The organism is Saccharopolyspora sp. 6M (assembly GCF_020176775.1).
GTDB classification, from domain to species: Bacteria; Actinomycetota; Actinomycetes; order Mycobacteriales; family Pseudonocardiaceae; genus Saccharopolyspora_C; species Saccharopolyspora_C gregorii.
Genome location: NZ_JAIUJZ010000260.1, coordinates 1 through 10,895 on the forward strand (window position 1 = coordinate 1; position 10,895 = coordinate 10,895).

11 protein-coding genes are annotated in these 10,895 nt (G+C 73.1%); all 11 read right to left on the minus strand.

Going from position 1 to position 10,895, the window contains the following annotated elements; translation table 11 throughout:
* Nucleotides 1-101: 101 nt before the first annotated feature.
* Nucleotides 102-1,295, minus strand: a complete 1,194-nt coding sequence (locus tag LCD31_RS26660; protein ID WP_224962559.1) for an MFS transporter — start codon at nt 1,293-1,295, stop codon at nt 102-104.
* 30 nt (nt 1,296-1,325) lie between these two features.
* Nucleotides 1,326-2,111, minus strand: a complete 786-nt coding sequence (locus LCD31_RS26665; protein WP_224962561.1) for an alpha/beta fold hydrolase — start codon at nt 2,109-2,111, stop codon at nt 1,326-1,328.
* Between the two features lie 35 nt (nt 2,112-2,146).
* Nucleotides 2,147-3,154: a zinc-binding dehydrogenase gene (locus LCD31_RS26670; RefSeq protein WP_224962563.1), complete on the minus strand. Its 1,008-nt coding sequence runs from the start codon at nt 3,152-3,154 to the stop codon at nt 2,147-2,149.
* 73 nt (nt 3,155-3,227) lie between these two features.
* The gene (locus LCD31_RS26675; RefSeq protein WP_224962565.1) at nt 3,228-4,403 is read right to left on the minus strand and encodes an acyltransferase; all 1,176 of its coding nucleotides are present in this window, start codon (nt 4,401-4,403) and stop codon (nt 3,228-3,230) included.
* Nucleotides 4,400-5,074, minus strand: a complete 675-nt coding sequence (locus LCD31_RS26680; RefSeq protein WP_224962567.1) for an HAD-IA family hydrolase — start codon at nt 5,072-5,074, stop codon at nt 4,400-4,402. Before LCD31_RS26680 ends, LCD31_RS26675 begins: the two co-directional genes overlap by 4 nt.
* Nucleotides 5,071-5,847: a sugar phosphate isomerase/epimerase gene (locus tag LCD31_RS26685; RefSeq protein ID WP_224962568.1), complete on the minus strand. Its 777-nt coding sequence runs from the start codon at nt 5,845-5,847 to the stop codon at nt 5,071-5,073. The genes LCD31_RS26680 and LCD31_RS26685 overlap by 4 nt, the downstream gene beginning before the upstream one ends.
* Complete coding sequence (locus tag LCD31_RS26690; RefSeq protein WP_224962570.1) at nt 5,844-6,593, minus strand: SDR family NAD(P)-dependent oxidoreductase; 750 nt, start codon at nt 6,591-6,593, stop codon at nt 5,844-5,846. The genes LCD31_RS26685 and LCD31_RS26690 overlap by 4 nt, the downstream gene beginning before the upstream one ends.
* On the minus strand, nt 6,593-7,711 hold the full coding sequence (locus LCD31_RS26695) for an alcohol dehydrogenase catalytic domain-containing protein (RefSeq protein WP_224962572.1): 1,119 nt from the start codon (nt 7,709-7,711) through the stop codon (nt 6,593-6,595). Before LCD31_RS26695 ends, LCD31_RS26690 begins: the two co-directional genes overlap by 1 nt.
* On the minus strand, nt 7,708-8,721 hold the full coding sequence (locus LCD31_RS26700; RefSeq protein ID WP_224962573.1) for an ROK family protein: 1,014 nt from the start codon (nt 8,719-8,721) through the stop codon (nt 7,708-7,710). Before LCD31_RS26700 ends, LCD31_RS26695 begins: the two co-directional genes overlap by 4 nt.
* Nucleotides 8,718-9,911: a sedoheptulose 7-phosphate cyclase gene (locus tag LCD31_RS26705; RefSeq protein WP_224962575.1), complete on the minus strand. Its 1,194-nt coding sequence runs from the start codon at nt 9,909-9,911 to the stop codon at nt 8,718-8,720. Before LCD31_RS26705 ends, LCD31_RS26700 begins: the two co-directional genes overlap by 4 nt.
* A gap of 322 nt (nt 9,912-10,233) precedes the next feature.
* Nucleotides 10,234-10,895 (minus strand): MAB_1171c family putative transporter (locus tag LCD31_RS26710; protein WP_308015873.1); only part of this gene is annotated, 662 nt, incomplete at its 5' end.

Below are 10,895 nucleotides of genomic sequence, written 5' to 3' on the forward strand. Positions count from 1 at the left end.
CCCCCGCAGCGCCCCCCCCCCCGCGGCCCCCCCCCCCCCCCGCCCCCCCCCCCCCCCCCCCCGGCCGGGCGCGGCCGCCGCCCCCCCCCCCCGCCCGCCGGTCACACCGCTGATTCCACCGCGACCCGGTCACCGCCGCTCGACCGGTTCCGCCACCAGTGCGAGGCGACGGCCAGCAGCAGCGCGAGCCCGCACACCGCGGCGGAGGTCAGCGGCACCGCCCCGGTCCCCCAGCCGAGGTCGAGCACCTGCCCGCCGAGCCAGGCGCCGAACCCGTTGCCCAGGTTGAACGCGGACACGTTCACCGACAACGCGAGGGTCGGCGCGGCGATCGCGATGCGCTGGATGTGCGCCTGCAGGCTCGGGATGATGGAGAAGCCCGAAGCACCGAACAGGAACAGCGCCGCCACCGCCAGCGCCGGGACCGGACCGCAGAGCCAGAACACCAGGCACACCGCGGTGAGCACGGCCAGCACGGCGAGCACCGCCCGGCCCACGTCCCCGTCGGCGAGCTTGCCACCGGCGAAGTTCCCGACCACCGAGCCGACGCCGAACACCACCAGCAGCACCGAGATCGACGCGGGCGCGAACCCGCTGACCTCCTGCAAGATCGGCACCAGGTAGGTGGAAGTGGTGAACACCGCGCCCTGGGCGAGCACCGTGACCACCACCGCCACCGCCAGCACCGGACTGCGCAGTGCCGCGACCTCCTGGCGCAGCCGTTCGCGCCCGGTGGCCGCCCGCTGCTGCGCGGGCGGCCGCATGAACAGCGCGATCAGCACGATGGTCAGCCCCGCCACCAGCGCGATGGCGACGAAGGTGAACCGCCAGCCGAACCGCTGCCCGACGAACGTGCCCAGCGGGGAGCCGAGCGCGTTCGCCAGGTTGAACCCGAGCGCGATCTTCGCCATCGCCGAACCCTGCTTGTCCGGCGCGGAGATCGCGGCGGCCAGCGAGAACGCGACCGCCACGAAGGTCCCGTGGCTCATCGCGGTGAACACCCGCGCCGCCATCAGCACGCCGTAGTCCGGCGCCACCACCGCGGCGGCGTTGCCCGCGGTGAACACGGCCATCAGCACGAGCACCAGCGCCTTGCGCGGCACCTTCGTGGTCAGCAGCGTGACCGCGGGCCCGATCACCGTCACGCCGAGGGCGTATCCGGTGACCAGCAGACCCGCCGAGGGCACGCTGACCGCCAGGTCCGCCGCCACGTTCGGCAGCAGTCCGGAGATCGCGACCTCGGCGGTGCCGACGCAGAACACGCCGAGCATGAGTGCGAACACGGGAATGGGCATGGGCGAACCTCGCGGAGCGGTGGTCGTCGGTCAGTTCTCGGGGTGCAGGAATCCGCGGACCAGGTCCACCAGCTCGTCCGGCCGTTCCATGACGACCAGGTGTCCGCTGTCGATCTCGGCGTAGGTGCTGCCCTCGATGGACTCGTGCAGTTCCCGGGAGTGCCCGACGGGCACCAGCTGGTCGTGGGTGCAGCCGACGACCAGCGTGGACGCCTGGATCTTCGGGGTGAGGTCGCTGATGTCGATGCCGAGCCCCAGGTCGATCTGCCGGTTGGTGCCGTCCGAGCACTTGGTGCCCGCCACGAACTCGGCCAGCGCCTCCACGCCCATCCGGCTGACGAAGCCGGGGGTGAACAGCAGCAGCGTGATCAGTCGCGCGTAGGAGGACTCGTCGAGGTCCGCGAGGTCGCGCCACAGCTTGAAGGTGAGCTGGTGGCGCGGATCGGTCGAGTCCTGCCAGCCGGCGATGAGCACCAGCCGGTGCACCAGTTCGGGGTGCTTGGCGGCCACCCCGGCCGCGACGACGGCGCCGAGCGAGAACCCGCCGAGGTCCACCGGCTCGCCACCGTTGTCCCGGATGACGGCGGCGACCTGCTCGATCAGCGCGTCGAGGGTGATCGCACCACCGTCGTCCTCGGTGCCACCGCTGCCCGCGTAGTCCGGGGTGATCACGGTGTGCCGGTCGGTGAACCGGTCCACCAGGTGGCCGAAGTTGGCGACCGAATCGGCTCCGGTCCCGTGCACCAGGACGAGTCCTGGCCCCGCGCCGTGCGTCGTGTAGTGCACCACCGCGCCGGGGATCGAAACTGTGCTCACGATGAGTTCACTTCTCCTTTCTCGTCCGGTCACCGTCAGGACATCCGAATCAGGATCTTCGGACGTCGGCGACCGCTGCTGGCAAGCCGTTGGAAGGCGGCACCGACTTCCGAACGGGAGAAAGCGGAATCTACCAAGGGATCCAGCCGGACCAGACCGCTTTCCACGAACTTGATCAACTCTTCCCAGCACCCGATCCCGGAGAGGACCGCGTGCACCGTGACGTTCTTGATCACCAGGTCGGCGACCGGAAATCCGTCCACCGAATGGTGCGGAGTGCCCAGCTGCGCCATTCGGGCACCCGGTGCGCACAGCACCGGCGCGGACCTGGCCGCGGCCACCGAACCCGATGCCTCGATGACGGCCGAGTAGCGGTCCGCTTCGGCGTTCTCCGGAACCGAGACCGGGAAGCCGAGTTCCGCGGCGAGCTCCCGCGGCTCCGGTTGCGGGTCGAACACGTCGACCCGCGCGCCCAGCGCACGGCACAACTGGGCCGCTACGACACCGAGCGTGCCCGCGCCCAGCACCGCCACCCGGTCCGCACCGGTCACCGCCAGCCGCCGCACCGCGTGCAGCGCGGCCGAGGCGGGTTCCAGCAGCGCGGCGACGTCGTCGCCGAGCGAGTCCGGGATCCGGACCAGCGTGTCCGCCGGGGCTTCGAGGTAGTCGGCAGCGGCGCCCTGCGCCTGGCCGAGCACGCCGATCTCGCTGCGACCCGGGCAGTACCTGAGGTCGCCGCGTCCGCAAGCGGGGCAGTTCCCGCAAGGGCGGAAATTGTGCCCGGAAACGCGCTGTCCGACTTCGAACCCGACGACCCCGGAACCGGTTTCGACGATCCGCCCGCTCCACTCGTGGCCGAACACGAACGGGAACGACTTCAACCCGTCGTGCAGGTAATTGCTCGATCCGTCGTAGAAACCCAGATCCGTGCCGCACAGGCCGATCCGGCTGATCCGGATCAGGCAGTTCCCGCGGCTCGGCGGGGCCACCGGAATTCGCCGCTCCCGCACCACCCCGGGAGCTTCCAGCACCAGTGCGGACATCGCGGACGACTCGCGCTCGGGCGATTCGGGCGAAACCCGGCCTGTCATGTCGGTGGAACGGGACATGCGCACCTCACTTCGCGGGAACGGGTTCGGCGGGGACGGACTCCACAGGCGCCGCGGGCGGACGGCGGCGGCCGAAGCGCCGCATGATCGGCCGTTCGACGGCGGTGTACAGCAGCCACGCGCCCAGCACCGAGACGACCAGCTCGGCGAGCACCACACCGCTCGCGGCCCAGAAGCCGAAGTAGGCGTCCGGCCCCAGCAGCTCCCGGGTACCGCTCAGCACCAGCGCGTGCACCATGTAGAACGCGAACGAGATCTCCCCCAGCCACACCGGGAACCGCCCCCGCAGCGGCGAGCGGCCGCCGCGGACGTCGGCGCACGCGGCCGCCGGGATGAGCAGCGCCAGCGGGATGATCGTGACCGCGTTCAGGTGGAACACCCACGGCACGAAGGACGCCAGCACGTACCCGCCGGCGGTGAGCAACGCCGCGGTCCCGAAGCCGAGCCCGATCCAGCGCCCGCTCAGCACGATCCTGGCCAGCACGATGCCGAGCGCGAAGTCCAGCGCGCGCACCGGCGGCAGGAAGTACACCAGCCAGAACTGCCACACCGAGCCCGGCGAGTTCGCCTCCGGGAGCCCCGGTTCGGTGGGCACCAGGAACTGCGCCACGAACGCCACCGCGAACACCGCCGCGATCAGCCCGATCGCGGTCGCCCACAGCCGAGCCGCGGGAATCCGCTTGATCAGCGGGAACAGCACCGGGAACGCCAGGTAGAACAGCAGCTCGCAGCCCAGCGACCAGCTCGGCACGTTCACGCTGAGGAACGTGTCGTAGTCCGGCACCCACGGGTGCAGCAGGAACAGGTTGGCGAACACCGTCCCGGCCGCCGCGGTGCCGCCGCTGAACAGCACCAGCGCCAGCGCCCAGGTCACCAGGTGGTTCGGGAACACCTTCACCAACCTGCGGCGCCAGAAGTCCAGCACGTCCCCCACGGAGTCGCTGGACCAGGTGAGCACGAATCCGCTGAGGATGAAGAAGAACGCGACGCCGATGCGGCCCGCGTCGGCGGCGACGGTGCTGAACGCGCTCGCCTGCGCCGGGTCGCCGAAGAACGTCCACGGCGGCGTCGTGCAGGAAGCGTGGAACAAGAACACGAGCAGCGCGGAGATGAACCGCATGCTCGTCAAGGACGGCAACCGCGAGGTGCGGTCCCGCTCGGTGATCCCCCAGGTCTGCGTCATGGTCGTGCGGTCCTCATTTCTTCGAGTCGGACCCGCAGGCGTTCGCCGTCGCTGGAGGCGGTGACCGCGTCGAGGTCGGCGACCCGGGGCAGGTCTGCGGCGACCCGCCCGCCGTGGGCGCCGACGACGACCGCCCGCGCCCCGCTGGCCAGTGCCGAGAGCAGGCCTGCCTCGGCGTCCTCGAACACGATCGCCGCTTCCGGTGGCACCCCCAGGTGCCGGGCGGCGAGCGAATACCCCTCCGGATCCGGTTTTCCTTGTCGGACGTCTTCGGCGCTGACGACCACGTCGGGCAGCCGCAGCCCGGCCGCCGCCATGCGCCGCCGCGCCAGTTCGCGGCCTGCCGAGGTGACCACGGCCCAGCGGCCCGCGGGCAGGCTCGCCAGCAGCTCGGCGGCTCCGGGGATCTGCACGATCCCGTCGACGTCGGCCACTTCCTCCGCGACGAGCCGGGCGGTCTCCGCGGCCACGTCGCCGCCGGCGGGCAGGTGCCGCGCCACGGTCTCCCCGGTCCTTTTGCCGTGCGCGTCGGCGAGGATCTCGGCGCCGTCGAGCCCGTGGCGGCGGGCGAAGCGGTGCCAGGTCCGTTCGACGACGGTGGTCGAGTCGACCAGCGTGCCGTCCATGTCGAACAGCAGCGCCTCGGCGGTGAGCAGCACTTCTTCGGTCATGGCCGGGCCTCGCTCGGTCGTCGGTTCAGGGTGTCGGCGTATCCGCGCAGCCGAGCCAGGTCGGCGCGCAGCCGTGCCCGGTCGCCATCGCGGTGGTCGTTCTCCAGCACCAGCGCGTGCACGTGCCCGCCGCGCGCGCGGACCGCGGCGAGAGCGGACTCGGTGTCGCCGCCGTCCTTGACGTGGATCTGGTCGGCGAACCGGTCGCCGAGCGCCGCGACCAGCGCCGCGACGTCCACGCCCGCCTGGTGCGGGTTGGCCGTGTCGAGCAGCAGCCGGAAGGATTCCGCGCCGACCTGGTCGAGCAGCCGCTCGGCCGCGGGAACGTCGAGGACGTTCTCGTTGGCCAGCAGCAGGCCGCGGGCGGCGGCTTCGGCGCTCGCCCAGCGCAGCACCTCGGCGGTCGCCGACAACGATGCGGGGCCGGTGATCGCGCTGCGCCGGAAGCTCGGCACGAACACCAGCGGTGCCTCCAGTTCCCGCGCCGCGTCCAAGGCGCGGGTCACGGTGCGGCGCACCACCGCGGGGTCGGCGGAGGTGAGCCCGATGTCGTTCATCAGGTTCACCGCTACCCCCAGCACGCGGACTCCGGTGGCGGCCGAGGTCTCCCGGATCCGCCGGATGCGCCCCGGTTCGTCGAGCGGTGCGCCGCGTCCCGGACCGCCGAGGTCGAGCTGCACCCCGTCCGCGCCGAGTTCCGCGGCGAGGGTGAGCACGTCCGCGCCGTCGGCGTCGACGCGCCAGCCGGTGAGCCCGATCAGCGGCCGGTTCACGAACCCAGCCCGCGGCTCTGCGACTCCGGCGGCTGCTCGCGCACCGAACGCCAGCCGCCGTCGGCGTCGACGACCAGGCTGTCGCCGTGGTGCTCGCCGCCGCGGGTGCGCAGCATCTCGGTGGCGACCGCGCCGAACCCGGCCGGGCGCATGTAGTCGCCGTAGTCGAAGTCCTCCGGCCGCCGGCGGCGGATGCCCGGGGTGTCGACCATGCCGGCGGGCAGCACCTGCACGATCCGCAGCCGCGCGGCGTCCTCCTCCTGGGCCAGCGAGTGGAGCAGGCCGGTGCCCGCCGCCTTGGTCGCGGCGTAACCGGACCGGCCGGGTCCCGCGTTGTAGACCACTTCGGAGGAGACCCCGAGCAGCAGCCCGGGGCCTGCTTCTCGCAGTGCGGGCAGCGTGGCCGCCAGCGTCAGCCACAGGCCGTGCAGGTTCACGTCCACCTGGCGGCGCCACTCCTGTTCGGTGACGTCGCGGAACAGCGCCCGCTTCGTCCCGTAGTGCACCGCGGAGAAGCACACCGCGTGCAGCGGGCCCGCGCCTGCGACCTCGGCGAGGGCCTGCCGGGCCTGGTCGGGTTCGGTGAAGTCCAGCTGCGCCCAGCCCAGCGCGGCGTCATCGGGTTCGCTGCGGCTCGCGACGACGACGTCGGCGCCCGCTTTCGCCCAGGCGTCGGCGATGCCGCGGCCGATGCCCGTGGAACCGCCGACCACGAGCGCGCGGACCGGTCCGGAAACGTCTGCCATCAGTTCTCCTCGTGGTGTCGGGGTTGCGGAGCGGAGATCCGCACGGCGAGCTTCACCAGCCGGCGGCCGTCGATGTCGCGACCGCGGCCGGTCGCGAGCTCGCGCATGATCCGGGCGGCTCCGTCGAGGTCGGTGCCGTGCGTGACCAGGTCGCGGTAGCGTTCCGGGGCGCGCACCAGCTCGTCGGCGGCGATCCGCAAATGCTCGTTGCCGACCCCGCGGTGCCCGAACAGGTGCACGCGGTCGCCGGTGGTGGTGCTGAGCGCGGCGTGCTCGGGCGGGTCGGGTGTGCCCGCTCGGTTGGCGGCGCGGAGCGCGACGAGGTCGGCACCGGGCAGCACCGGCGTGCCCGCCGCCGGTGGCAGGCCGCCCACCAGGTCGACCGCGAGCTCGTGGCCCGCTGCCGCCGCGATCGCCGCCTCCAGGCAGCCGACGGTCGCGTCCCGCGGGGTGGCGATGAGCACGGCGACGGGCCCCGGTGCCGTTTCCGCCGCCAGGTCGGCGCCGGGTTCCAACACCGCGTGCACCGGCTCCGGCGGCAGGTCGTCGGTGGTGCGCCGCACCAGGACGATCCGCTCGGCCTCGGCCAGCCATCGACGCGCGGCGCGCACCGCGAGCCTGCCGACCGTCCCGGCGCCGAAGACGACGAGGGTGCGCGGGCGGAACCGGCGCAGCGCCGAGAGCGCGTAGCGCACCACCGCGAGCGGTTCCAGCAGCGCCGCCAGGTCGGGCTCCGGCACCGCGGTCAGCGGCAGCACCAGGCCCGCGTCGACGGCCGAGGCCGGTATCCAGGTCCGCTCCTGCAGCAGTCCGCCCACGTTGTGCCCCAGCAGGAACGCGGGGTCGGTGGGGTGCGTCGGGTTCACCACGACCTTCGTGCCCGCGGCGAGCTCCGGTGCGACGCCGGGCCCGGCCGCCACCACGGTCGCGATGCCTTCGTGGCCGATCACCTCGGCCGGGTCGTCCCGCATGCCGCGCAGCATCTGGACGTCGGTGCCGCACAGGCCTGCCACTTCGGGGCCCAGCAGCAGTTCTCCCGGTCCGGGCGGCCGGGTCGGCCGGTGCCGGACCGCGATGCCGGTGCCGTCGCGCACCACGGCTCGGTGCGTCCGGGTCATCTGCCCTCCCGCGCCGCGAGTCCCGCTCCGACGAGCCCGCCGGAGGTGCTCGCGTCGTCGACGACGAGCCGCCGCGCCGCCCAGCCGGGGACGCGGTCGCCGGTCAGGTAGGTGCCGGCGCGTTCCAGGTGCGCCAGCACCGCGCCGCGGTAGTGCTCGCCCAGCCCGGCGACGACGCCTCCGGTCAGCACCAGGTGGTCCAGCTCCGGGTCCAGGCACACGGCGGTGCGCAGCAGGTCGGCGACCGGTGCCGTGACGGCGGCCAGCAGCGCGGTGGCGAGCCGGTCGCCGTGGTCCAGCGCGGCGCGGAACGCGTCCTCGAACGCGGTGCCGTCCTCGGCGCCCCCCAGTGCCGAGTTCCGCCATCCGGCGGGATCGCGGCGCCGGACCTCCTCCGCGACCCGGCGGATTCCGGGCCCGGAGGCGAACGCCGAGAGGTGGTCGTCGACCCCGCAGTCGCAGGGCAGGTGCAGCGGTTCGCCGCGCCACGACGCGGCGACCGGCAGGTGCCCGATCTCGCCCTGCAGACCGCACTCGTCGACCGGGATCTCGCCGCGGCGGCGGTCCACGGTGCGGCAGGCGATGCCGGTGCTGATCGTCGCGAGCAGCACCTTGCGGTCGTCCGCGTACCTGGGCCCGGTGATGGCGTGCAGCAGTGCGGCGGTGACGTCGTTGACGACGTGCCAGCGCACGTCCGGGCGCGCGGACCGCAGAGCGCCCAGCAGGTCGAACGGCTCCGCGCAGGAACCCCACAGCGGCGCCGAGGCGTGCACGGTGCCGGTCCGGTGGTCCAGCGCGGCGCCGAAGGAGATCCCGGCGACGCGGCCTGCCGGCACCGCGGCGCACAGGTCCCGCACGAGTTCGGCCCGCAGCTGCGCGACGTCGGCGCCGGGACGCCTGCTGATGCTGGGCGGGGTGGTCTCGGTGATCTCGGCCAGCCCGTGCTCCGGCGTCCAGTCGGCGGCCCGCAGCCGGGTGCCGCCGACGTCGATCACGGTGATCGGGTTCATCGCGCCGCACGCACCAGAACGGTGTCCGATCCGGCCCGCTCCCGCACGAACCGGAGCGCTTCGCCGAGTTCCTCGCGGGTGATGTCGTGCACGAAGGTCGCGGAACCGATGCCGTCGGTCAGCGGAATCCGCTGCTCGCCGTCCCGGTGCTTCACCGCGTCGCGCAGCGCTTCGACGAGCAGGTCGGTGGTGAACACCGGGTCGGTCACCGGCAGGCCGGCGGCCCGCAGCAGCCCGATCGCCCGGTCGGCGTCCGCGGTGCCGAGCATCCCCCTGTTGTGCGCGAGCGCCACGCACACCGCCATGTCCACCGCGACGGCTTCGCCGTGCAGCAGCGGCGGGTCGGCCCGCAGTTCCAGCGAGGGGCTGAAGGTGTGGCCGTAGTCGACCGAGCGCTCCAGCACCTCTTCCCACAGGTTCGGTTCCAGCTCGTCGAGCATGCCGCCGATCGCCCGCGACATGATCTCCACCGCGGGGCCGCCCGGCTCGCCGTCGGCGAACGCGGCCGCGTCCAGGTCGTGCACGGCGAGTTCCAGCAGGTCGAACAGCGCCGCGTCCTTGATCAGCGCCATCTTCACGATCTCGGCGAGCCCGTTGGCGATGTGCCGTTTCGGCACCGTGCGCAGGAATTCCGGGTCGATCAGCGCCACTTCGGGCGCGTAGTAGCTGCCGAGCCGATTCTTGTGCGTGCCGTGGTTGATGCCGGTCTTGACGCCGATCCCGGCGTCGACCTGGCCGATGAGCGTGGTGGGCACGCGGACGTAGGGGACGCCGCGCCGGTACAGCCCGGCGGCCATGCCCGCGACGTCGAGGACGGCGCCGCCACCGACCGCGACGACCTTCTCCGAGCGCCGCAGGATGCCCATCCCGGTCATCGCCTCGGTGATGGCGACGACTTCGTCGAGGTTCTTGGACTGCTCGCCGCCGGGGACCACGTGCCACTCCACGTCGATCGACCACGCCTCGAAGTAGGCGCGGAGCCGGTCGCCGTGGAGGACGTCGACGGAGTCGTCGACGATCAGCAGGCATCGCGGCGACCTGCCGGGCGCGGTTCCGCACGCCTCGGCGAGCGCCGGGTTCGACGGCGACAGCAGCCCGTTGAGCACGCGGACGTCGTAGCCGACCGGTTGCCGGGCGCGGACCCGCCAGTCGGTGCCGATCTTCGCGGTGCCTCCGGAGTTCGCGGACATCACAGAGTCCTCCCAGTGGTGGTGCCGCCGCCCGGACGCGCGGTCCGGGCGCGCGGAGGTGCGCTCCCGAATTCGTAGGTGGGTGGATCCGGGCGGGGTCGTGCCCTCGCCGGATCAGGTCGGCTGCGCTGCCGACGATCAGTTCGGTCGACCGAACTCCCCAGTTGCGCGAGCGGAGCTGATACCCCTGATCATCCATATCCGCTTACGTCGCGCGGCCTAATGCTAATCACAGCGGATGAGTGCCGTCAACTGAAATGGATGACAACGGGAGGTGACTTGTTTTCCCTGGTCCAGGGGCGGACCGGCCACGGGACGCCGCTCAGCGGCCCGCGGGCTGCGAACGCTCCGCGCGGCGGAAGTCGAGCGCCGGCACCGCCCCGTACTCCTCGGCGACCACCAGCAGGAAGCGGATCTCCGACTCCAGATCAGCCCCTCCCGGCAGCGGCACCGCACTCCCGGCCGCCACCGCGCCCCGCGCCCGGACGTCCTCCGCCGCCCGCAGCCAGCACGCCAGCACCGCCGCCGCCACCCGGTCCGGCGGCACCCCTGCCGACACCACGTGCGCGCGCGCCCGCTCGACCAGTTCGGCCGAGCAGTGCCCGCTCAACAGCAGCACCGCGTCCCGGATCTCGATCACGAGCCGGTAGCACGCCAGCTCCACGGCGGCACGCGACCGGAACACCTCGCGCCCCGCGGCGGCGAACGGAGCACGCCGGACCTCCGGCACGCCGGCGGTGATCTCCGCCCACAACGGCAGCAGGCGCCGCAGAACCCGGCGCTTGGCCGAGGTCCCGCGCACCTCGGCCCACAGCGGGGCGGACACGCCCACCGCGAAGCACCCGGCCTGCACCCCGCTGACGAGCGGCGCGACCGACAACGGCGACGATTCCCCCGTCCAGGCCGCGAACGCCGCCAACGGGCAGAGCACGAGAACCGACAGGCAGAACCCGGCCCCGTACGCGAGCAGACCGAGCCGCGCCC